A 22,992-nucleotide genomic window follows, 5' to 3' on the forward strand; every position below is an offset into this window, starting at 1 on the left:
TCGATCAAGAACATCCCGACCGGCCCCGGCGACACCATCAACATCCAGGGCGTCTACACCAACGGTGCGAGCCGCTATAACGCTCAGAGCCTGGTGCCGACCTCCTACGCGATGTACGGCGGCAGCAGCACGGCTGGCGTCTACGGCACGCTCGGCTTCGCTGGCCTGGCCGACTCGGTCTACACGACCGGTGGCGACCAGCAACTGACCACGACCTACGGCTTCCGTGGTGCTTACACCCACAACTGGAGCCCGTCCTGGAACTCGGCGATCTACGGTTCGTGGGCTGCCGTGTCCTACAACAACACTGCCAAGGGCCTGATCTGCGGCAGCGCGGCGATGGCTGGTCTGGCGGGCGCGGGCTTCACCTGCAACCCCGACTTCAACATCTCCTCGCTGGGTGTGATCACCCGCTGGACCCCGGTCAAGAACCTGACCTTCTCGGCTGACGTGGCCTGGACCAACCTGGACCAGAAGTACTCGGGCAACATTGCTTACCCGGGTTCGGCCACCGTCGCGAAGCCGGCTGGCGTGACCTACCAGCTCAAGGACCAGAACTCGGTGTCCTTGCTGCTCCGCGCTCAGCGCAACTTCTGATCCTGATCATCTGATCCGGTTCAAGAGCCCCCGGCAGGCAACTGCCGGGGGTTTTTGCTATTTGTGCTGGGACCTCGACGAACGAAACCCGGCTTGACGAGCTGCATGGCGGGGAGGCGCGTTGCCCAACGCGGCAGCTTTGGCCCTGTTTGTGCGCTGCAAATTCGATAGTCGAACGGCTTGGCGAGGGACGGTATTTTTTTGAAAAATGATGTTGAAAACAGGTGAGTTGATAAGCTAATTTTTGCTCGCCTGATATCTATCAGTCCCCGCAAGGACGACACTGCAACTGTAAGACTGACGATCCGATGTTAAACCCCAGGAAGCCTCTGGCGATGCCCCGCCGGGGGCTTCTTCTTTTCTGAGCGCTTCGCTTCTGGGCGTTTTCATTTCAGAGCGTCCCCGTTGACGTGCGTCATCGCGTCCGTGCGCGCCATCCCGGAACGGCGCCGAAACCGGCGTCAGGCCCCCGTCGCGAGATGCGGCACTGAGCCGCTGGCGTTGCGGCAGGGCTGAGGTTCGCAAAGCGAAAAATCCTGACACATGTGCTTGACCGGAAAACCCCGGATGGTCACGATGACCGTAAGATGACGGGGACATACACCGTCGCGTGAGTGGGGAATCAGTCCAAGATGAGTTCGGAAGGCTCTCTGGAAGTTCTGCGTCCGTGGTCGGAGCAAGAAGATCTGGCTGGTGTGATCACGCGTCTGCTGGAGGCGCGGCCGGACGGCCGGGCGGACTTGGCGGAATGTCTCGCCACCGCGCAGCGGATCGACGCCAGCGATGACGAGTCCTGGTATTGCGAGTGGATGGCCTGCGCGGACGGGATGAAGTCTGCTGCAAGCGATGCTGCCACCACTGGTGATTTTCAACTCGCGTTTCGCAAATGGTCCCGGGCGGTCGATTGCTATGAGGCGGCGGCTTGTCCGTTCAGCAGTTCCCGGTCGCACCAATCGGCCGCGCTGGCGCGCATGCGCGAATGTGCCCGCGACTTCCTGCGCTCGACCGACCCGCAAGGCGAGGTCGTGACGATTCCCTGGCGCGCCGACTATCCGCTCGAAGCTTATTTTCTGCCGGCGCGCGGCGAGGCGGGCAGGGCGCCGACCGTCATCTGCATCGGGGAGCCCGGCCGTCGCAAGGAGACGTCGCTGTTCAAGCTCGCATATCACGCGGAACAGCGCGGCCTGGCCCTTCTCGTCGTCGATCTGCTCGGGAGCGGCCTGGAATGCCGATTCGATGAGATCGTCGGCCGCCCCGATCTTGAATCGGCGATTGCGAGCGTCACGGACTACGTCACGTCGCGCGATGATGTGGACGACAGCCGGATTGCGATCCTTGCCGACGATTGGAGCTCATCCTTCGTCGCGCGCGGCATCGCCCTCGACCCGCGTTATGCGGCCGCGGTGTGCGACGCCGGCCTGTGGGACATTCACGAACGGGTCTTCCTGTCGCGCCGACTCGCCGGCAGTGCGCGCGGCCGGATGCCGATCGCGAGCGATGGCCTCGCGGCACGGCAGATTACGTGCCCGCTGCTGGTGACAGTGCCGGAACGCGGCTGGCTGCGGGCGGACATCGCGACGCGGCTCGTCGCGCAGATCAGGCGCGAACACCCCGACATCACGCTCAAAATCGTGTCGGGAGAAGGCGCTGCTGCGCTGGAGGCGGATGCTTTCGTCTTCGACTGGCTCGCGCGCCGCCTGGTCGCGCGTCCCCGCGTGGTGGGCTGACCCCGGCGCCGGTCCGGCGGCGGGCCTGACGACAGTTCGGGATTGTCGGTCGTGATCCGATCGGTCGTCAGAGACCCATCGTGAGTCGGGCACTGGCCTTTTCGAAGCGGTCCTTGAGACCGGCGAGCTTGTCCGTGAAGGTCGCAAGCTCGTGCGCGTCGAATTCCTCGAAGATGAAGCCGAAGATCTGCAACTGCTGCGTTTCGAGCTCGGCAAATTGTTGCGAGGTCTTGTCCGTCAGCGACATCAGCACGACGCGCGCGTCGTTGGCGGCGGGCTTCCGCTCCATGAAGCCCTTCTTCTCGAGCAGCTTCGATTGCGTCGTGACGAAGGACGGATCGACGTGCAGTCGCTTGGCCGCCGCATTCACGGCGACGCCTTCGCCCTTATCCAGCTCGGAGATCGCCATCAGGATCATCCATTGCGGCCCGCTGATGCCGATTCTCTTGGCCCAGAAGTAACGCAGCTCTTCCAGATGGACGTTGATGGTCGAGATTTCGCGGGCGAAGCGGAGGATGGCGTCGCGATTCTTCGGCGGATTTTCAGCCGTCTGCGGTTGCGCGTCCGTTTCCACAGGTGCGGCAGACATGTTCTTCAAGGGCGCCATTGCTCAGGAGATCCAGTACGAGACTCGACCCTAAAGAAAAAAAATCCGCAACAAAATCACTTATCTAGGAGGTAATCCGCAGAGCCCCTTGCGTTGCACAACAAGCTGCCTCGGTGTTGCCCTCAAGACACATTTCGGCTTCATTCAATTACCTGACTGCATAAACTATTTTGCTTACCGAATGAGCGAAGGCATAGTTCCTGACGACGGTGGGGGGTTACTCGATCGTCCCGTAACAGGTGGTTTCGCTTAAGTCCCTCGCGTGATGCGGGTGTGTCCGATGGCGCGAAGCGACTGAAGCGGTTTTTCGGGAGCGGAGGAAGCGGATCGTCCTGGGGGATCCTGGTCCGGTTCTTTCTCAAAAGAGCAACTTGGAGGTTTAAATGAAGACGGTTAAGAGCCTTGTCCTCGGCTCGGCGGCAGTTCTGCTCGCCATGTCCGCGGCTCAGGCGGCCGACCTTCCGATCAAGGCCAAAGCGGTCGAGTATGTGAAGGTTTGCTCCCTGTATGGTGCGGGCTTCTACTACATCCCCGGCACCGACACCTGCATCAAGCTGGGCGGCTATCTGCGCGCTGAAACCGCGTTCAACACGAACAGCGACTTCAACGGCGCGTTCAACGGTTCGGGCGGTGCCCGCAACCGCCTCAGCAACTACTACACCTCTCGCGCTCGTCAGGACCTGAACATCGACACGCGCACCGCGACCGAATACGGCGTGGTCCGCACCTTCGCTGACCTGACCTTCTCCTGGACCACCGGTGGCTTCGCCGGCTCGGCCCCGTCGGCCTACGGCGCGACCGACAACGGCATCGCGGGCGGCTCGCTCGGCGTGTACTACGCCTTCATCCAGTTCGCCGGCTTCACCATGGGTAAGGCCGTGTCGCAGTTCGACACGCCCTGGACCAACTATCCGGGCAACAACTTCGACGGTCTCGCCGGCGGCGGCGGCACGGTCACGGGTGTGAATCAGTTCACCTACACGGCTGATTTCGGCTCGGGCATCACGGCGGCGATCTCGCTGCAGGATGCGACGGCCTACACCCAGAACAACCTCTGGAACACGACCGGCAACACGGTTGCGAACTTCGTGACCGGCGTCTACGGCGCCCAGAGCTACGGCGGCAACGTCGCTCCGGACATCGTCGGTATGGTCCGCGTCGACCAGGCTTGGGGTCTGTTCCAGGCTTCGTTCGCTGCGCATGACAACCACACCGCCTACTACGGCGCCACCGAAGTCACCGGTCACCCGGCTGACAAGTGGGGTTGGGCTGCTCAGCTGGCCTTGTCGATCAAGAACATCCCGACCGGCCCCGGCGACACCATCAACATCCAGGGCGTCTACACCAACGGTGCGAGCCGCTACAACTTCCACAGCCTGCTGCCGAACAACTACGCCATGTACGGCGGCACGGGTAACCCGCTCGCCTACCAGAGCATCGGCATTGCTGGCATCGCCGACTCCGTCTTCGCGACGGGCGGTGAGCAGCAGCTGACCACGACCTACGGCTTCCGTGGTGGCTACACCCACAACTGGAACCCGGCCTGGAACACTGCGGTGTACGGTTCTTGGGCTGCTGTTCGTTACAACGACACGGCTCGCGGCCTGATCTGCAGCGGCGCGGTGCTGGCGGCGTTCGGTGCGGGCTCGACCTGCAACCCGAACTTCGACCTCGCCACCGTCGGCGTGATCACCCGCTGGACCCCGGTCAAGAACCTGACGTTCTCGGCTGACTTCGCCTACACCTGGCTCGACCAGAAGAACTCGGGCGTGATCGCTTCGACCGGCAACGCTGCCGCTGCCAAGCCGGCCGCGGTGTACGAGCTTAAGGATCAGCAGTCGGCTGTGCTGCTGCTCCGCGCTCAGCGCAACTTCTGATCGTCTGACGACGGTCTGACGAACCCCCGGCGGGCAACCGCCGGGGGTTTTTCTTTGTTTCATGGTTCGCTTCGTTTCATCGATGTCTGCGCGATCGCTGCCATCTGTCGAACCCCTCCGTGCTGTCGTCGAGATCCCTGCCGACGCCTGACGAGCGTTTCGCTTTCCCAGAAGCAACCGGAAGGTGCGGCGGCATCAGGCTGGATCTTCGCGACGGCTGTGTGGCTGCTCTGCTCACACATGCGTGAGAGCGACGACCCTGTGCCGTTCGGCGATCGCACGATTTGCTCACTGGACAGATATCGAACACATGGCGTGGCCGGCAGCGGGGCGCTGAACTTGTGGGTCATGGCGCATGTCGGCCCGCGTTGAGATCAATGCCGCTGCATTGCCGCCACAACCGCGACATGCATTCAGCGGTCGCGTGCACCGGGCACACATTAATCCGGAGTGTCGGATGCGGGCGTGCCGCGCCGTCGTCGCGCCACATGCATGATCCGGCCGGCCACGAGAATGGTCCGATAAAACACCAAGTTCGCCTCGCGATCGTTCCGAGTGCCACGCTATGCGCGAGCACTGTGGTGCAGCTGGAGACGGGCTGACCGTGGGGACGGTCGTTCGATGTCGAGCCGGGCCGGTCTGAACTGAGCAATTTTGGAGGTTAGTATGAAGACTGTGAGGAGCCTTGTTCTGGGCTCAGCGGCGACGTTGCTCGCCATGAGTGGGGCTCAGGCAGCCGACCTTCCGATCAAGGCCAAAGCGGTCGAGTATGTGCGGGTCTGCTCGATGTACGGCGCGGGGTTCTTCTACATCCCGGGAACCGACACCTGCATCAAGCTCGGCGGCTATCTGCGCGCCGAAGCCGGCTTGGGCACCAACACCATCTTCCAGAATGCCGTGAACGGCGCTGGCGGCGCTCGGAACCGTCTCAGCAACTATTACACGACGCGCTCGCGGGCCGACCTCAATATCGACACTCGCACCGCGACGGAGTACGGCGTCGTCCGCACCTTCTTCGACGGCGTGTTTCAGTGGACGGGCGGCACCACGACGGGCTCCAACCCGTCGACCTATACGGGTGACGCGATCGCAGGCGGCACGCTCGGCGTCTTCTATGCCTTCATCCAGTTCGCCGGCTTCACGATGGGCAAGGCCGTGTCGCAGTTCGATGCGCCCTGGGCGAACTATCCCGGCAACAATTTCGACGGTCTGACCGGCGGCGGCGGCACCATCACCGGCGTCAACCAGTTCACCTACACCGCCGACTTCGGCTCCGGCATCACGGCCGCGATCTCGCTGCAGGACGCGACGCAATATTCGCAATCGCAGATCTGGAACACGGCCGGGCAGACCGCGGCCGGCGTGATCACGGGCGCTTATGGCGCGTCGAATTTCGGCGGCAACGTCGCGCCCGACATCGTCGGCATGGTGCGTGTCGACCAGGCCTGGGGCCTGTTCCAGGCGTCCTTCGCGGCTCACGACAATCATGCCGCCTTCTTCGGCGGCAATGAAACCACCGGGCATCCGGCCGACAAATGGGGATATGCCGGCCAGCTCGCCCTCTCGATCAAGAACATTCCGACCGGTCCGGGCGATACGCTGAACGTGCAGGGCGTCTACACCAACGGCGCCAGCCGCTACAACTTCCAGAGCCTCGCACCGATCAATTACGCGATGTATGGCGGCACCAACGTGCCCGGCGCCTTCCAGAGCCTGGGCTTCGCCGGCGTGTCCGATTCCGTGTTCGGAGCCAATACCCAACAGCAGCTGACCACGACCTACGGCTTCCGCGGCGCCTTCACCCACAATTGGGATCCGGCCTGGAACACCGCGATCTACGGCTCCTGGAGCGCCGTGACCTACAACGCGACCGCCAAGGCCCTGATCTGCAATGGCGCCGGCATGGTTGCCCTCGGCATCACGCCGGCGAACTGCAATCCGGACTTCAACATCTCCACGGTGGGCGTGATCACGCGCTGGACGCCGGTCAAGAACCTGACCTTCTCGGCGGACGTCGCTTGGACCAGGCTTGACCAGAAGTTCACGGGGAATGCGAATGCGCCGGTGGCTGCGGCTGTGGCCAAGCCGGCGACGACGTATCAGCTGAAGGACCAGGATTCGGTCTCGCTGCTGCTGCGCGCCCAGCGCAACTGGTAAGAAGAGGCGAGTGGCGAATAGGGAGTAGCGAACAGGGGTTGACCGAGACGTCAGATCTCCGCTCGCTACTCGCTACTCCACAACAGCGCCGCGGCGCAGATCGGCTTCGATCTGCAGCCGCGAGCCGCCGCCGAAGCGGGCGCGATAGACCTGCAGATTCTCCATCACCCGCTGGACATAGTTGCGGGTTTCCGCGAACGGGATCAGCTCGACCCAGTCCACCGCGTCCACCTTGGGATCGCGCGGGTCGCCATAGCGCTCGACCCATTTCCGCACGCTGCCGCGGCCGGCATTGTAGGCCGCGAACGTCATGATGTAGGAGCCGCGATAGTCCTCGAGCAGGCCGCCGAGCTCGGCGGCGCCGAGTTGCGCGTTGTACACCGGGTCGGTCTTCATCCGGTTCAGGTCGAAGCTGACGCCGGCGCGCTTGCAGACATAGCGGCCGGCATCCGGCGTGACCTGCATCAGCCCATAGGCCTGCGCCGGCGACACCACCGCCTGGTTGAAGGCGCTCTCCTGGCGCGCGATCGAAAAGATCACGCTCTGCTCGACCTCGGGGCCGATCGAGCGGAAGGCGGGGATGCCGGACACCGGATAGGCGTAGTGGTCGAACGGCAGCCCGCGATTGAGCGCGGCCTTGCCGACCAGCAGCATCGCGCGCGCGTCGCTGTTGCGGCCCGCGATCTCCGCAAGTCCCACCAGCACATCGGGATCGCCATTGTCGCCCATGTCGGAGAAGATCGGGATCGCGACCTCGCCCTCGTCGATGTCGTACAGCAGTTGCACCGCGCGAACGACTTCGAGCCGCTCGATGCCGCGGCCCCGGCCGGTCGGCGCGGCGTTGAGGCCGAGCTGCGGCAGGCCGAGCTTGGCGCGTGCCAGCTGGCCGTAATAACTGGTCGACTGCTCCGCCGCCGATTGATAGGCCGCGCGCGCCTCCTGCATCCGCCCCATCGCCTCCGCGGCACGGCCCTGCCAATAGCCGGCCCGCGCCAGGGTCGTCGGATTGACGCTGCCGACGCCGATGCGGGCGAAATGCTGGGCGGCGGTGGCGGGATCGTTGAGAAAGCGCAGTGCGATCCAGCCGGCGGTGAATTCCTGCTCGGTCTTGTAGATGTCGCGGTTCGGCAGCGCCGCGTCGCGGGCGATCAGATAGGCGCTCTTGTATTCGCCGGTATCGATCATCTTGCGCGCCAGCAGCCGGCGCTCGATCCACCATTCGTCGAGATTGTGCAGCCGGCCGGGATCCTTCGGCGCGCTCAGCATCAGCTGCGCGGCTTCCGTGAACTTCTCGTCGCGGCGCAGGAGCTGGATGCGGCTGAAGATGTAGCCGGGATCGCCGTGGAGTTCGCGCGGCACCGCCTCCAGCAGGCTCTGGCTGTTGGAGGCCTTGCGATAGGCCGCGATCCGCGCCTTGGCGAGTGCGACATGCCCTGAGCCCAGCCGCCGCGCGGCGCGCATCGCCGCGTCGTGCTCGCTGCCATACAGCAGCGTGTCCATCCGCGCCTTGTGGTCGCCGCCGGACAACAGCGCGCCGAACTGGTCGAGCACGTTGTTCTCGGTCTCTTCCGACATCGCGTCGCTGCGCCAGGCCTCGCGCACCAGCCGTTCGGCATTGGCGCGGTCGCCGCGGTTGAGCAGGACGCGGGCGAGCGCGAAGCGGCCCTTGGCCGACAGCGGCGATTCGTTCTCGAACCAGGACCACACGACGGAATCATCGCGCTTGTCGTCCCACAGCGCAGCCTCGAGCCGGCGCCGCATGAAGGTCTGCGACGGCCAGCTGGGATTGGCCGTGATGAAGGCGCGATAGCGCTCGACACTCACATTGTTGTTGTCGCTGCGCAGGATCACCCATTCGGCGAGCTTGCGCGCGACCGGATCGGAGATTGCCTGCACGACCTGAGTCGCGTCGTCGGGCTTGCGCTTGCGCACGAGCTCGATGACGTTCTCCAGCGCCTCTTTGTCCGACTGCGAGGTCGATGCCGTCGCGGCGATCGCGGCCGGGACGGCCGGCTTCCGGGAGGCGGGCAGGGCGGCATGATGGCGCGGCGGCAGGCTGGCGGCCGGGGGCGGGGTGATGTCCCTTGGCGCCGGGGCCGACCGCGGCACGTCGCCCGTCGCCTTCGCGGCGGACTTGGCGTCCGCCTTCACCTCCGCGCGGGCATCCACCTTGCTTCTGGTCTCGGCCGTCTCGGCAGGCTTCGGAACCGCGCCGCGCGCGATCGGGCGCACCTTCGGCATCGGAACCTTGATCGGAGTCTTGGCGGTCGTCGCCTTGTCCTTTTCCTTGGCGAGAGCCAGATCGAGCGCCGGTCCGAGCGTCAGGCCGGCGGCCAAGGACACCGAGAGAGACACCGAAAGGGCGGTCGATCGCAATGCAGCGGCGCGGGCAGAAAAGGGCACGGCGTTCCTTTGCAACGGATGTCTACGATCCCTGACTAATGGGTCTATCGAAAAGGTGAACAAATCCTAAATGTGCAGGGAAGGATTGCAACCTGCGCCAACACCGGGGCGAAATCACGACCGAAGGGCGGCGTGAGGCTCCGCCAGCCGTCCGCCGCGTTCGCCATCTTCGACGGCGCGGGCGGCTTGGCCGGTCGGTTTGGCGGTCGAATGGTGCCTGTTGAGAAGGCAGGTCCGTCGCGGGCGGGCCTTCCGCCCCGTCGGCAGACCCGTTATGAAGTGCGTTCGTGCAGGGGCCAAAAGGCGTTTGGGAGGAGTTTCATGGCAGCCAAGACGAATTTCCGGGGCTCTTTCACCGCCTTGGTGACGCCTTTCAAGAACGGCGCGGTCGACGAGGCGGCGTTCCGGAGCCTGGTGAACTGGCAGATCGAGGAGGGCACCCATGGCCTGGTGCCGGTCGGCACGACCGGCGAGAGCCCGACGCTCAGCCATGACGAGCACAAGCAGGTCGTGGAGTGGTGCATCGCCGAGGCCAAGGGCCGCGTCCCGGTGATCGCCGGTGCCGGCTCCAACTCCACCAAGGAAGCCGTCGAGCTCGCCCAGCATGCCGAGAAGGCGGGCGCCGATGCCGTGCTGGTCGTCACGCCGTACTATAACAAGCCGACCCAGGAAGGCCTGTATCAGCACTTCAAGGCCATCAACGATGCGATCGGCATTCCGATCATCATCTACAACATCCCGCCGCGCTCGGTGATCGACATGTCCGTCGACACCATGAAGCGGCTGTTCGATCTCAAGAACATCGCCGGCGTCAAGGACGCCACCGCCAGCATGGTGCGGGTGTCGCAGCAGCGCGCGGCGATGGGCGAGGAGTTCAACCAGCTCTCCGGCGAGGACGCCACCATCATCGGCTACATGGCGCATGGCGGCCATGGCTGCATCTCGGTGACCTCCAACGTCGCGCCGCGGCTGTGCTCGGAGTTCCACACCGCCTGGCAGAAGGGCGATCTCGCGACCGCGCTGAAGATCCACGACAAGCTTATGCCGCTGCACACCAACCTGTTCATCGAATCCAACCCGGCGCCGGTGAAGTATGCGCTGTCGCTGCTCGGCAAGCTCGAGGAGAAGCTGCGCCTGCCGATGGTTCCGGTGTCCGAGCCGACCCGGATCGCGGTGCGCCAGGCCATGGTTCATGCCGGGCTGATCAACTGAGTCGGGCCGTTCTTTCACGTCTGATGGGGAGACAGACATGTTGAAGGAATTCCGTGAATTCGCGATGAAGGGCAACGTCGTCGACCTCGCGGTCGGCGTCATCATCGGCGCGGCCTTCGGCGCCATCGTCAACTCGCTGGTCGCCGATGTCATTATGCCGATCATCGGCGCGATCACCGGCGGCCTCGACTTCTCGAACTACTTCATCCCGCTGTCCAAGTCGGTGAGCGCCGGCAACCTCGCCGATGCCAAGAAGCAGGGCGCCGTGCTCGCTTATGGACAGTTCCTGACACTGACCCTGAACTTCTTCATCATCGCCTTCGTGCTGTTCATGATCATCCGGGTGATGAACCGGCTGAAGCGACTGCAGGAGAGTGAGCCTGCGGCGGCGCCGAAGCCTTCGCGCGAAGTCGAGTTGCTGACCGAGATCAGGGATCTCCTGAAGAAAGCCTGACGTGGCCGACAAGAACGAGCCCAAGATCACCGTCGCCGCCGAGAACCGCAAGGCGCGGTTCAACTATGCGATCGAGGACACCATCGAGGCCGGCATCGCGCTGACCGGCACCGAGGTGAAGTCGGTCCGCAGCGGCAAGTCGACGATCGCGGAATCCTATGCGGATTCACGCGACGGCGAGATCTGGCTGATCAACGCCAACATTCCCGAATATCTGCAGGCCAACCGCTTCAATCATGAGCCGAAGCGGCCGCGCAAGCTGCTGCTGCATCGCAAGCAGATCAACAAGCTGCTGGGCGCCGTCGACCGCGAAGGCATGACCCTGATTCCGTTGAAGCTCTATTTCAACGAGCGCGGCCGCGCCAAGCTCCTGCTCGCGGTTGCCAAAGGCAAGAAGCTGCACGACAAGCGCGAGAGCGAGAAGAAGCGCGATTGGAGCCGCGAGAAGGGCCGTCTGCTGCGGGCGCGCGGCTGACGCGCGTCAGCTGCTATCGCGCTTTCCGCGACGGTCCGCCCAGGCCAGGGAAGCGAGCCGATGAACCAGAAGAACCTGTTGAACGTCGACTGGAGCCTCATTCCGGCGCCGACCGATGATGGCGCGGCCGAGCATCTGGTGGGAATGACGCTTCCCGCGATCCGCCTGCGCGCCACCGACGATACGGTGGTGACGCTGTCGGACCTGCCGGGGCGCACCGTCATCTTCGCCTATCCGCGAACCGGAGAGCCGGGCAAGGTGTCGCTGGTCGAAGACTGGGACCTGATTCCCGGCGCGCGCGGCTGCACCCCGCAGGCCTGCAGCTTCCGCGACCTGTTCGGCGAGTTGAAGGCGGCAGGCGCCGCCCACGTGTTCGGCCTGTCGACGCAGAGCAACGCCTACCAGACCGAGATGGCGGCCCGTCTGCATCTGCCGTTTCCGGTGCTGTCCGACGAGATGCTCGAACTGACCCACGCGCTGCGTCTGCCGACGATGGAGATCGCCGGTCTCACCTTGATCAAGCGCCTCGCGATGGTCGTCGACGATGCGCGCATCACCCACGTCTTCTATCCGGTGTTTCCGCCGGACCGGAACGCGGGCGACGTGCTGGGGTGGCTGAAGGAGAATCGAGTCGCTGCGGCATGATTGTGCGAGGGACAGGGTAGGGTGGACAAAGCGGCCGCCGCAGGCGGTGGCGTGCCCACCATCAATGGGCGAACTCATCAGCAACATAGCGAGGCCGGCGCCATCGCGATGCAGCGTGGGACAGAGCGCGGTCGCGCCTTTGCCCACCTCACATCAAGAGCGCGTACTCCGTCTCAGCGCATACGCTGTCTAATACAGCGCCATCGCCCCTTGTGGGAGAGGGCATGTAGGAAAGCGCCGCGAGTTCGGTTCGGTGAGGGGTCTCTCTCCATGGGCGACGCTGGCGGAGAGAAACCCCTCACCCAACCGAGCTAGCGGATAAGCCGTACATGCCCTCTCCCACAAGGGGCGAGGGCGCATTCACGTGCACGTACTCGTGGCCTAAGCTTCAAGGGGAGGTTGCGAGCTTCAGGGCTGCCAAACCGACCTAGTCCATCTCCGCCTTCACGCGCGCGAACACGGCGTGGAACATCTCCGTGGTCAGCACACCGGTGTTCGTGTTGTAGCGTGAGCAGTGATAGCTGTCGTACAGCCTGACCGCGCCGGCCTGATGCACCGCGCCATGGCCGAACGGCGCTGTGGCAGCGCGCAAGCCCAGCAGCTTCAACAGTGTGTCATGCGAGATGCGGCCGAGCGCGACGATGCTGCGCAACCGCGGCATCGCGGCGATGGTGGCGCCGAGAAAGGCGCGGCACTGGTTGATCTCCGCTGGCAGCGGCTTGTTCTGCGGCGGCACGCAGCGCACGGCATTGCTGATCCGGCAATCCACCAGCGTCAGCCCGTCATCGGGCCGGGCCTCGAACCGACCGTTGGCGAAGCCGTACTTCAGCAGGGTGCCGTAGAGCAACTCGCCGGCATAGTCGCCCGTGAATGGCCGTCCCGTGCGATTCGCTCCCTGCAACCCAGGCGCGAGACCGACGATCAGAACGCGCGCGTCAGGATCGCCGAAAGACGGGACCGGCGCGTTGAACCACGACGGTTCACGTGCGCGCTGCGCCTCGCGGAAATCCACGAGGCGAGGGCACAGCGGACAGTCTCTGCCGGGATCTGTCGATGACGGCGCAGACGGCGCGGGCGCAGAGCCCGCTCGCCGCCTAGTCGTCGAAATCGTCATCGTTGCCGGTAGGCGCAGCGGGGGTGGGCGTGCGGGCAGGCGTCGTGGTCGAGCGCTGCAGGAATTGCGGCGAATGATGCCGCGGCTCGCGCGGCGCCGGACGCTCCGAGGGATCGCGGCCGAGCTTGGATTGCAGCTCGACGAGGTCGGTGAAGACGTCGGCCTGACGGCGCAGTTCGTCGGCGATCATCGGCGGCTGGCTCGAGATGGTCGAGATCACGGTCACGCGAACGCCGCGGCGCTGCATCGCCTCGACCAGCGAGCGGAAGTCGCCGTCGCCCGAGAACAGTACCATCTGGTCGATGTGCTCGGCGAGTTCCATAGCATCGACGGCGAGCTCGATGTCCATGTTGCCCTTGACCTTGCGGCGGCCGCTGGCGTCGATGAATTCCTTGGTCGCCTTGGTGACGACCGTGTAGCCGTTGTAGTCGAGCCAGTCGATCAGCGGGCGAATCGACGAGTACTCCTGATCCTCGATGATCGCCGTGTAGTAGAACGCGCGAAGCAGCGTGCCGCGGCTCTGAAATTCCTTGAGCAGGCGCTTGTAGTCGATGTCGAAGCCGAGAGTCTTGGCCGTAGCGTATAGGTTGGCGCCGTCAATGAAGAGCGCAATCTTGTTGGTCGAAGATGACATTCAGTGTCTCGCGTTCAGTTAGCTTCTGTTTTTTGGCGCGACTCCAGCCCGGTCGCGCATTCCAAGATACTTGCCAAGATTGCCGAGGCTCGTGCGGTGGTCGGGTGTGACGATACCGCAAACGGGGGTGATCGGGGCAACAAAGGCGCAGTTGTGATGACGCAATGAAGCGTTTTCTTGTCCAAAGCCCGTTCTGCGGCTCGGAAGGGCCCGCCAGCAAGGGTTAGGAATTGGTTACTCCTTGCCCGTTACTGAGACCAAGCGCCAGTTTAGTCTTGCGAAAACCGGTCAGTCTCTATAACTAGCCCAACATAATCAGCATATTAAGCACACAAAGGACCGGAGCGACAATGGCGCGCGTGACCGTGGAAGATTGTATCGACAAGGTAGACAATCGGTTCGACCTGGTCCTCCTGGCCGCGCATCGCGCGCGCATGATCTCGTCGGGATCACAACTTACAATTGACAGAGATAATGACAAGAATCCCGTTGTGGCACTCCGGGAGATTGCGGATTCGACCATTTCTCCCGAGGACTTGAAGGAAGAACTGGTGCATTCGCTGCAGAAGTTCGTCGAGGTCGACGAGCCGGAGCCGGACACCGTGCCTCTCATCGGCTCCGCTGGTGCCAGCGTCGACGCCGACGACACCGAGGTCGCTGTCGAGCGGATGACCGAGGAAGAGCTGCTGAAGGGCCTCGAAGGCCTCGCGCCGCCGGAAGAGCAGCCCGAAGAGGACGAGTGACAGCCCTATCATCGTTCGCGCGGCAGCGGATTAACTTGTGAGAATGTGAAGGCCCGGACCGTGTCCGGGCCTTTGCATTTGAACGTGATTCCGTGATTACCATAGGTGCGCGTCAGGCGCCCGCGTCGGGCGGATTCGGTCACGAAGATAAAGGTTTAGTCATTTTCCATGGCGGTTTCGGGCCACACACCCTCGCAGATGCAGGCGGCGGCCGAATCGGCCGCCGTGGCACCGCCGCCGCCCGCCGAGCGGCCACGGGCGCAGAAGCCGCGGTCCCGGATGATGCGGCAGTACGACCTCGTCGAGCGGGTCCGCTCCTACAATCCGGACACGAACGAGGATCTGCTCAATCGCGCATATGTGTACGCGATGAAGGCGCACGGCTCGCAAACCCGCGCCTCCGGCGACCCGTATTTTACCCATCCGCTCGAGGTCGCGGCCATTTTGACCGACCTGAAGCTCGACGACGCCACCATCGTCGCGGCGCTGCTTCATGACACGATCGAGGACACCGAGGCGACCCGCGCCGAGATTGATCGCTTCTTCGGGCCCGAGATCGGCGCGCTCGTCGAGGGGCTGACCAAGCTGAAGCGGCTCGAGCTGGTGTCGCGCGAGGCCAAGCAGGCCGAAAACCTGCGCAAGCTGTTGCTGGCGATTGCCGATGATGTGCGTGTGTTGCTGGTCAAGCTCGCGGATCGCTTGCACAACATGCGCACCTTGGAGTTCGTGCCGGAGGCGTCGCGCCGACGCATCGCCGAGGAGACTCTCGACATCTATGCGCCGCTCGCGGGCCGCATGGGCATGCAGGAAATGCGCGAGGAACTCGAGGATCTCTCGTTCCGCACGCTGGATCCGCAGGCCTATAGCGTAGTGATGCAGCGGCTCGATGCGCTCGCGGAGCGCAATCGCAACCTGATCGGGGAAATCGAGAGCCAGCTCGCACGCAAGTTCCGTGAGCATGGTCTGACGGCACGCGTGTTCGGCCGCCGCAAGCGGCCATTCTCGATCTGGACCAAGATGGAGCGCAAGTCCGTCGGGTTCGAGCAGTTGTCCGATATCTTCGGCTTCCGCGTGATCATGCCGGATCTGGAATCCTGCTACCGCGCGCTCGGTATCGTGCATACCACCTGGCCGGTCGTGCCGGGCCGCTTCAAGGACTACATCTCGACGCCGAAGCAGAACGACTACCGCTCCATACACACAACTGTGATCGGGCCGGGCAAGCAGCGCGTCGAGTTGCAGATCCGCACCGAGGACATGGACCAGATCGCCGAACTCGGCATCGCCGCGCATGCCTTCTACAAGGACGATCTGGCATCGCCTACCGAACGTCTGAAGCGCGAATCGAACGCCTTCGCCTGGCTGCGCCACACCATCGGCATCCTCTCCGAGAGTTCCAATCCCGAGGAGTTTCTCGAGCACACCAAGCTCGAACTGTTTCACGATCAGGTGTTCTGCTTCACCCCCAAGGGGAAGCTGATCGCGCTGCCGCGCCACGCAAATGTGATCGACTTCGCCTACGCGGTGCATACAGACGTCGGCAACAGCGCCGTCGGTTGCAAGATCAACGGCAAGTTCGCGGCGCTGTCCTCGGAGCTGCAGAACGGCGACGAGGTCGAGGTGCTGACCTCGGACGCGCAGTCGGCCCCGCCTTCGGCGTGGGAAACGCTCGCCATCACCGGCAAGGCGAGGGCGGCGATCCGGCGCGCCACGCGCACCGCGGTGCGCGATCAATACGCCGGTCTCGGACGCCGGATCGTCGAGCGCCTGTTCGAGCGCACCAAGCTGGAATATGCCGACGACAAGTTGAAAGGCGCGCTGCCGCGGCTGGCGCGCGCGTCGATCGAGGACGTGATGGCTGCGGTCGGCCGCGGCGAGATCAAGGCCTCCGACGTCGCCCGCGCGATGTATCCCGACTACAAGGAAGAGCGCGTCGTGCGCTACGGCGCCAAGAAAACGGCCGCGCCCGCGACTGCCGCCAAGTCGGCAGCGCCCGCGACTGAGCCGCATCGCGGTCCGTTCGCCATTCCGATCAGCGGTCTCAATTCCGGCCTGCCGGTGAAGTTCGCGCCGAACGGCGGGGCGGTGCCGGGCGACCGTATCGTCGGCATCGTGACGCCGGGCGAGGGGATCACGATCTATCCGATCCAGTCGCCGGCGCTGAAGGATTTCGAGGACGAGCCGGAGCGCTGGCTCGACGTGCGCTGGGACGTCGACGAGACCACTCCGCAGCGTTTCCCGGCGCGCATCCGGGTCGAGAACGTCAACGAGCCCGGCAGCCTCGCCCAGGTCGCGACCGTGATCGCCGAGCACGACGGCAACATCGACAACATCAGCATGAGCCGCCGCTCGCCCGACTTCACCGAGCTGACGATCGACCTCGAGGTCTACGACCTCAAGCATCTCTCGGCGATCATCAACCAGTTGCGCGCGAAGACCATCGTGGCGCGGGTCGACCGGGTGAATGGCTAGAGGGTGAATGGCTCATCTGCCGCTTTGGCGGCAGCGTTTGCTCTCATGATGCGCTAAACCAGCGGCCTCAATGATCGAGACCTTTGCGAGCCTGCCGATGTCCCACCCTCCGAAGCTTCGCCTCGGCGTCAATGTCGACCACATCGCCACCTTGCGGAATGCACGCGGCGGTCGCGCGCCTGATCCGGTGCGGGCGGCGTTGCTGGCCATCGAGGCCGGCGCCGACGGTATCACCGCGCATCTGCGCGAGGACCGCCGGCACATCCGCGACGATGACATGACCCGGCTGAAGGCCGAGATTTCCAAGCCGCTGAACTTCGAGATGGCGGCCACCGAGGAGATGGTGCGGATTGCGCTCGCGACCCGGCCGCATGCCTGCTGCCTGGTCCCGGAGCGGCGCGAGGAGCTGACCACCGAGGGCGGTCTCGACGTGGTCGGCCAGCACAACGCGCTGGCGCCGGCGATCGCCCGGCTGAGCGACGCCGGCATCCGGGTGTCGCTGTTCATCGCCGCCGATCCCGCGCAGATCGAGATGGCCGCGCGGCTGCGCGCGCCTGTGATCGAGATTCACACCGGCGGCTGGTGCGACGCCATCACCGACGGCCATCATGACAAGGCGGAGGCCGAGTGGCAGCGCATCGTCACTGGCGCGAAGCGGGCCTATGCCGCGGGACTGGAGGTCCATGCCGGCCACGGCCTGGATTATGCCACCGCCGAGCAGATCGCCGCACTGCCCGAGATCCGCGAGCTCAACATCGGCTACTTCATGATGGGCGAGGCGCTGTTCGTGGGCCTGCCGGCGACCGTGAAGGCGATGCGGGCGGCGATGGACCGCGGCCGCGCCCAGGCCGGGACCTCGGCATGATCATCGGCATCGGTTCCGACCTGATCGACATCCGCCGGGTCGGCGAGGTGATCGAACGGCATGGCGAGCGCTTCCTGAACCGCATCTTCACCGAGGCCGAGCGCGCCAAGGCCGAGCGGCGGGCCAAGAACGAGAAGATGGTCGTCGCCACCTATGCGAAGCGATTCGCGGCCAAGGAGGCCTGCTCCAAGGCGCTCGGGACGGGGATCCGCCAGGGCGTCTGGTGGCGCGACATGGGGGTGGTCAACCTGCCCGGTGGCCGGCCCACCATGCAGCTCACGGGCGGGGCGGCCGAGCGGCTGAAAGCGCTTGTTCCCGAGGGGCATGAGGCCCGCATCGACCTGTCGATCACCGACGACTGGCCGCTGGCCCAGGCCTTCGTCATAATTTCGGCGGTGCGCCGGGAGACATCTTGACGGCACCCGGGATGCCGGCGGGAAAACAAAAATGCGATCGTTTTCAGCGAGTTATGTAGTTTTGATGCGGCGATTGATTGCGCCGCCCCGCACAGTCGTCTAAAACCCGCCGGGATCGAACCGGCTGCTTCGTAGGCGGATTCTGGGTCAAACCGGAATTGGCCTTCACCACCAGAATCAGGACAGACTTCCCTCAAGCCGCGGAACGGTATTGTGTTCGCGGACGGAGGGGTGTTCGGCAAAGGCTGGCGAATCGTCGGACCATTCGCCAAAGGACATTGAAAGAGCGATGAGCGTGACCTCCGGAACCAAGACTGAGAGCGGCCTCGGTGAAACCGTTCGTGTCGTCGTTCATGCGCTGCTGATCGCGCTGGTCATCCGCACGTTCCTGTTCCAGCCGTTCAATATCCCCTCGGGCTCGATGAAGGCGACCCTGCTGGTCGGGGACTATCTGTTCGTCTCGAAATACTCCTATGGCTACAGCCACTACTCGATCCCGCTGTCGCCGCCGATCTTCTCCGGCCGCATCTTCGGCTCCGAGCCGAGCCGGGGTGACATCGTCGTGTTCCGCCTGCCCAAGGATGACACCACCGACTACATCAAGCGCGTGATCGGCCTGCCGGGCGACCGCATCCAGGTGCGCGAGGGGCTGCTGTACATCAACGACAAGCCCGTCCAGCGCGAGCGCCTGTCCGACTTCGTCGGCGAGGACCCGTGCGGCCAGCCGGACTCCACTGCGCGCGTGAAGCGCTGGAAGGAGACGCTGCCGAACGGCGTGAGCTACGAGACGCTTGACTGCGTCGACAATGGCTATGTCGACAACACCGCCGTCTACACGGTGCCGCCCGGCAATTTCTTCATGATGGGCGACAACCGCGACAACTCGACCGACAGCCGCTTCCTGAGCCAGGTGGGCTATGTGCCGTTCGAGAACATCGTCGGCCGGGCGCAACTGATCTTCTTCTCCATTGCCGAAGGCGAGCATGCCTGGGCGTTCTGGCGTTGGCCGGTGTCGGTGCGCTGGAACAGAATCTTCAAAATCGTGCGATGACCAACGACTCAACCGAGGTGCAGACCACGCAGGCCGCCGTTTCGAGCGCGCAACCCGGCACGGGTGCGATCGAGGCGACGCCGAAGGCCGCCTCGCGCCCGAGATCCGAGGTCAAAGCCGACATGCGGTCGGAGCCGAAGGCCGAGGCCCGGAGCGAGACCAAGAGTGAAGTTAAGAGCGACATCAAGGGTGAGGCGAAGGGCGAGCTGAAGAGCGAGCCGCGCAGCGACGCGAAGGTCGAGCCCGTTCCCGCGGCGCCGCCCCCGACTGAGGCTGACAGTGCCGCGCCTGCGGCCGTGGAGGCCGATGCGAAGCCGGGCAAGGCGAAGGGCAGCCGGCGCGCCAAGAGCGCGGGGACCGGCGCCACCAAGGGCGCAAAGGCGGCCGAGAAGGCCGCCAATGCCGCGATCGAGGCGCGCATCGGCCACCGCTTCGCCGATCCGTCGCTGCTCAGCACCGCATTCACTCACGTCTCGGCGCTGAAATCCGCCAAGAAGCGCGGCGACAGCTACCAGCGGCTCGAATTCCTCGGCGACCACGTGCTCGGCCTGATCGTGTCGGACATGCTGTACCGCTCGTTTCCGAGCGCTGACGAGGGCGAGCTGTCGAAGCGCCTGGCCGATCTCGTCCGCAAGGAGAGCTGCGCCGACGTCGCCAAGTCGCTCGGCCTGCTCGACGATATCAAGCTCGGGGCGGTCGGCGCCGGCGCCGGCGCGCGACTCCGCAAGTCGGTCCTCGGCGATGTCTGCGAGGCCGTGATCGGCGCAATCTTCCTCGACGGTGGCTATACGGCGGCCGCGGGCTTCGTCGAGCGCAACTGGACCGAGCGGATGCACAAGCCGCGGCGTCCGCTGCGCGACCCGAAGACCGTGTTGCAGGAATGGGCGCAGGGCAAGGGTCTGCCGACGCCGGTGTATCGCGAGGTCGAGCGCACCGGGCCGCATCACGACCCGCAGTTCCGTGTCGCCGTCGATCTGCCGGGCCTGGAGCCCGCAGAAGGCATTGGCGGCTCCAAGCGTGCGGCGGAAAAGGTGGCGGCATCCGTCATGATCGAACGCGAAGGCGTCAGCGGCGGCAGCAATGACGGCTGAAAAACAGGCCGGGCCGGCGGCCGCAACCCGCTGCGGTTTCGTCGCGCTGATCGGCGCGCCCAATGTCGGCAAGTCGACCCTCGTCAATGCGCTGGTCGGCTCCAAGGTCACGATCGTCTCGCGCAAGGTGCAGACCACGCGCGCGCTGATCCGCGGCATCGTCATCGAAGGCCCATCGCAGATCATCCTGGTCGACACGCCCGGCATTTTCTCGCCGAAGCGCAGGCTCGATCGCGCGATGGTCACGACGGCCTGGAGCGGGGCGCATGACGCCGATCTCGTCTGCGTGCTGCTCGACGCCAAGAAGGGCCTCGACGACGAAGCGCTGGCCATCATCGACAAGGCGTCGGGCGTCGCTCACGAGAAGATCCTGGTCGTCAACAAGGTCGACCTGGTGCCGCGCGAAAAGCTGCTGGCGCTGGTCGCGGCCGCCAACGAGAAGCTGTCTTTCGCCCGCACCTTCATGATCTCGGCGATCTCAGGCGACGGTGTCGACGATCTCAGGCGGGCGCTGGCGGAGATGGTGCCGCCCGGGCCGTTCCACTATCCCGAAGACCAGATGTCGGACGCGCCGATGCGTCACCTCGCGGCCGAGATCACCCGCGAGAAGATCTACTCGCATCTGCATCAGGAGCTGCCGTATCAGTCCACGGTCGAGACCGACAGCTGGACCGAGCGCAAGGACGGTTCGATCCGGATCGAGCAGACGATCTTCGTGGAGCGCGACAGCCAGCGCAAGATCGTGCTCGGCAAGGGCGGCACCACGATCAAGTCGATCGGCGCCCAGTCGCGCAAGGAGATCGCCGAGATCACCGGCGTGCCGGTGCACCTGTTTCTGTTCGTGAAGGTGCGTGAGAACTGGGGCGACGATCCCGACCGCTACCGGGAAATGGGACTCGAGTTCCCCAGGGAATGACGATGAGCGTGCCGCGCAACGTGTTGTGGTTCGAAGTGCTGCTCTACATCTCCTTGATGCTGGATGCGCTGTCGGTTGCCGTGTCGGACCGCACGCCCAGTCCCGAGATGACCGAGGCCATGCTCACGCAGCAGACGATCTTCAGCGGCGGCATGATCCTGCTGCTGCTCTATTTCGTCCACCTCGCCGCGCAACGCCGCAAGAACTGGCCGCGCTGGGTGTTGCTCGGCGCACTGGTCCTGTCCGTCATCGGACTGATCCAGATCATCAATCGGACGGGCATGACGCTCGATGCCGGCATCGAGGTCATTTCCTGCGCGCTGACGACGATGGGCCTGTACTACTCGTTCACCGGCGACGCGCGCGGCTGGTTCAACGCGTGACGCATCGGCCGTAGTCGGCAACGAGCAGCGCGCCCGCGGGGCTGGCGCACAAGCCGCCAAGCCGTCATTGCCAGCCACCCGGTCCGCGCGAAGCGCGGCCGGATGACAGGCTCCGCAAAGCAATCCAGAGTCGGATACGCAGCCCTGGATTGCTTCGCTTCGCTCGCAATGAGGGTGTTTGCGGCGGCAGTTCGCGCAGGCTACGTTGATTTTGAATGCGCGGCCGGCTTCAGGTTCAACCGCGTGTCAAATGAGTTGGGCGGTTCGTGAAATGGAATGGACCGATGACGGCATCGTGCTCGGTATCCGGCGCCACGGCGAATCCTCCGCCGTCGTCGAACTGCTGACGCGCGAACATGGCCGGCATCTCGGTCTCGTGCGCGGCGCCAGCGGCAAGCGCATGCGTCCGGTCCTGCAGCCGGGCAACACGGTGCGTGCGATCTGGCGGGCGCGGCTCGACGAGCATCTCGGCATGTACGCGATCGACGGGCTCACGTTGCGGGCGGCCGAGCTGATGTCCGTCTCGCACGGCGCCTACGGCATCACTCATCTCGCCGCCCTGGCGCGCCTGCTGCCGGAGCGCGATCCGCATGAGGAGATGTATCTGAGGCTCGAGCACGCGCTCGATGATTTCGCCGACGCCGGCGGCGCGGCCGTGCACATCGTCCGCTTCGAGCTTGCGATCCTGACAGAGCTCGGCTTCGGGCTCGATCTCGAGTCCTGCGCCGCGACGGGAGAGACCACCGACCTCGTCTATGTCTCGCCGAAGTCGGGCGGCGCGGTGTCGCGCAGCGCCGGCGCGCCCTGGGCCGACCGGCTGCTGCCGCTGCCGGCCTTCCTGCGTGACGATGACGAGGATCACGCGTGGTCCGACCAGGATCTGATCGACGGCTTTCGCCTGACTGGAATGTTCCTGCTGCGCCATGTGCTGGAGCCGCGCGGGCAGGGGCACTCGGACGCGCGCGAGGGATTCATCAACGCCATGAAGCGATCCCGTCCCGCTTTGCGCTGATGCGCGCCACGGTCCCGCCGGCAGCGCCCACGACGGAGCGTCGCTCGACTTGTCCTGAAGCCGATCCAGATACCGCCACGCTTGTGAGCTCGTTCACAGCCGTCTTCACATCGCTGACGTACAAGTGGGCGAACATGACGG

General features: G+C 64.7%; 21 protein-coding genes. 17 read left to right on the forward strand and 4 right to left on the reverse strand.

Features of this window, described 5'->3' with window-relative positions:
• On the forward strand, window positions 1-597 hold a 597-nt coding region (locus ACQR1L_RS33080), incomplete at its 5' end, for a porin (protein ID WP_434862099.1).
• 632 nt (window positions 598-1,229) lie between these two features.
• Window positions 1,230-2,324 carry an alpha/beta hydrolase family protein gene (locus ACQR1L_RS33085; RefSeq protein WP_434862100.1) on the forward strand — a complete coding sequence of 365 codons (1,095 nt, stop codon included), beginning with the start codon at window positions 1,230-1,232 and terminating at the stop codon, window positions 2,322-2,324.
• Window positions 2,325-2,391: 67 nt separating this feature from the next.
• Here ACQR1L_RS33085 and ACQR1L_RS33090 read toward each other — a convergent pair whose 3' ends face one another.
• Window positions 2,392-2,931, reverse strand: coding sequence for a MarR family winged helix-turn-helix transcriptional regulator (locus tag ACQR1L_RS33090; protein ID WP_434862101.1), 540 nt, complete (start codon window positions 2,929-2,931; stop codon window positions 2,392-2,394).
• 383 nt (window positions 2,932-3,314) lie between these two features.
• On the opposite strand from ACQR1L_RS33090, the gene ACQR1L_RS33095 reads away from it, so the two are divergent.
• The gene (locus ACQR1L_RS33095; protein WP_434862102.1) at window positions 3,315-4,808 is read left to right on the forward strand and encodes a porin; all 1,494 of its coding nucleotides are present in this window, start codon (window positions 3,315-3,317) and stop codon (window positions 4,806-4,808) included.
• Between the two features lie 666 nt (window positions 4,809-5,474).
• On the forward strand, window positions 5,475-6,965 hold the full coding sequence (locus ACQR1L_RS33100) for a porin (RefSeq protein ID WP_434862103.1): 1,491 nt from the start codon (window positions 5,475-5,477) through the stop codon (window positions 6,963-6,965).
• Between the two features lie 72 nt (window positions 6,966-7,037).
• Here ACQR1L_RS33100 and ACQR1L_RS33105 read toward each other — a convergent pair whose 3' ends face one another.
• On the reverse strand, window positions 7,038-9,368 hold the full coding sequence (locus tag ACQR1L_RS33105) for a transglycosylase SLT domain-containing protein (RefSeq protein WP_434862104.1): 2,331 nt from the start codon (window positions 9,366-9,368) through the stop codon (window positions 7,038-7,040).
• A 321-nt stretch (window positions 9,369-9,689) separates the two neighbouring features.
• Between ACQR1L_RS33105 and dapA the strand changes: the two genes are divergently transcribed.
• Genes dapA through ACQR1L_RS33125 form a run of 4 tightly spaced genes read left to right on the forward strand, consistent with a single transcriptional unit; the run spans window position 9,690 to window position 12,154 of the window.
• On the forward strand, window positions 9,690-10,580 hold the full coding sequence (gene dapA, locus ACQR1L_RS33110; protein WP_434862105.1) for a 4-hydroxy-tetrahydrodipicolinate synthase: 891 nt from the start codon (window positions 9,690-9,692) through the stop codon (window positions 10,578-10,580).
• Between the two features lie 37 nt (window positions 10,581-10,617).
• A complete protein-coding gene (gene mscL / locus ACQR1L_RS33115) occupies window positions 10,618-11,034 on the forward strand; it encodes a large conductance mechanosensitive channel protein MscL (protein ID WP_434862106.1) in 417 nt (138 codons plus the stop codon).
• A 1-nt stretch (window position 11,035) separates the two neighbouring features.
• The gene (gene smpB, locus ACQR1L_RS33120; protein WP_434862107.1) at window positions 11,036-11,509 is read left to right on the forward strand and encodes an SsrA-binding protein SmpB; all 474 of its coding nucleotides are present in this window, start codon (window positions 11,036-11,038) and stop codon (window positions 11,507-11,509) included.
• A gap of 60 nt (window positions 11,510-11,569) precedes the next feature.
• Window positions 11,570-12,154 carry a peroxiredoxin gene (locus tag ACQR1L_RS33125; RefSeq protein WP_434862108.1) on the forward strand — a complete coding sequence of 195 codons (585 nt, stop codon included), beginning with the start codon at window positions 11,570-11,572 and terminating at the stop codon, window positions 12,152-12,154.
• Window positions 12,155-12,581: 427 nt separating this feature from the next.
• Here ACQR1L_RS33125 and ACQR1L_RS33130 read toward each other — a convergent pair whose 3' ends face one another.
• The gene (locus tag ACQR1L_RS33130; protein WP_434862109.1) at window positions 12,582-13,268 is read right to left on the reverse strand and encodes a uracil-DNA glycosylase; all 687 of its coding nucleotides are present in this window, start codon (window positions 13,266-13,268) and stop codon (window positions 12,582-12,584) included.
• Entirely contained in the window at window positions 13,249-13,902 is a 654-nt protein-coding gene (locus tag ACQR1L_RS33135) for an NYN domain-containing protein (RefSeq protein ID WP_434862110.1), read from the reverse strand. Before ACQR1L_RS33135 ends, ACQR1L_RS33130 begins: the two co-directional genes overlap by 20 nt.
• A 350-nt stretch (window positions 13,903-14,252) precedes the next feature.
• Here ACQR1L_RS33135 and rpoZ point away from each other — a divergent pair, with 350 nt between their 5' ends.
• From rpoZ to recO, 9 genes are all read left to right on the forward strand, one after another.
• Window positions 14,253-14,645 (forward strand): DNA-directed RNA polymerase subunit omega, encoded by a 393-nt coding sequence (gene rpoZ / locus ACQR1L_RS33140; RefSeq protein WP_006612728.1) that lies wholly within the window; start codon window positions 14,253-14,255, stop codon window positions 14,643-14,645.
• Window positions 14,646-14,813: 168 nt separating this feature from the next.
• Window positions 14,814-17,117, forward strand: coding sequence for a RelA/SpoT family protein (locus tag ACQR1L_RS33145; protein WP_434862111.1), 2,304 nt, complete (start codon window positions 14,814-14,816; stop codon window positions 17,115-17,117).
• Window positions 17,118-17,214: 97 nt separating this feature from the next.
• Window positions 17,215-17,982: a pyridoxine 5'-phosphate synthase gene (locus ACQR1L_RS33150; RefSeq protein WP_434862112.1), complete on the forward strand. Its 768-nt coding sequence runs from the start codon at window positions 17,215-17,217 to the stop codon at window positions 17,980-17,982.
• A complete protein-coding gene (gene acpS / locus ACQR1L_RS33155; protein ID WP_434862113.1) occupies window positions 17,979-18,398 on the forward strand; it encodes a holo-ACP synthase in 420 nt (139 codons plus the stop codon). Before ACQR1L_RS33150 ends, acpS begins: the two co-directional genes overlap by 4 nt.
• Before the next feature lie 289 nt (window positions 18,399-18,687).
• A complete protein-coding gene (lepB, locus tag ACQR1L_RS33160; RefSeq protein WP_434862114.1) occupies window positions 18,688-19,449 on the forward strand; it encodes a signal peptidase I in 762 nt (253 codons plus the stop codon).
• Window positions 19,446-20,540: a ribonuclease III gene (rnc, locus tag ACQR1L_RS33165; protein ID WP_434862115.1), complete on the forward strand. Its 1,095-nt coding sequence runs from the start codon at window positions 19,446-19,448 to the stop codon at window positions 20,538-20,540. Before lepB ends, rnc begins: the two co-directional genes overlap by 4 nt.
• The gene (gene era / locus ACQR1L_RS33170; RefSeq protein ID WP_434862116.1) at window positions 20,530-21,456 is read left to right on the forward strand and encodes a GTPase Era; all 927 of its coding nucleotides are present in this window, start codon (window positions 20,530-20,532) and stop codon (window positions 21,454-21,456) included. Before rnc ends, era begins: the two co-directional genes overlap by 11 nt.
• Before the next feature lie 2 nt (window positions 21,457-21,458).
• Window positions 21,459-21,839 (forward strand): hypothetical protein, encoded by a 381-nt coding sequence (locus ACQR1L_RS33175; RefSeq protein WP_434862117.1) that lies wholly within the window; start codon window positions 21,459-21,461, stop codon window positions 21,837-21,839.
• A 271-nt stretch (window positions 21,840-22,110) separates the two neighbouring features.
• Window positions 22,111-22,851, forward strand: coding sequence for a DNA repair protein RecO (gene recO / locus ACQR1L_RS33180; RefSeq protein ID WP_434862118.1), 741 nt, complete (start codon window positions 22,111-22,113; stop codon window positions 22,849-22,851).
• The last annotated feature ends 141 nt before the right edge of the window (window positions 22,852-22,992 follow it).

The organism is Bradyrhizobium sp. HKCCYLR20261 (assembly GCF_051168435.1).
GTDB lineage: Bacteria > Pseudomonadota > Alphaproteobacteria > Rhizobiales > Xanthobacteraceae > Bradyrhizobium.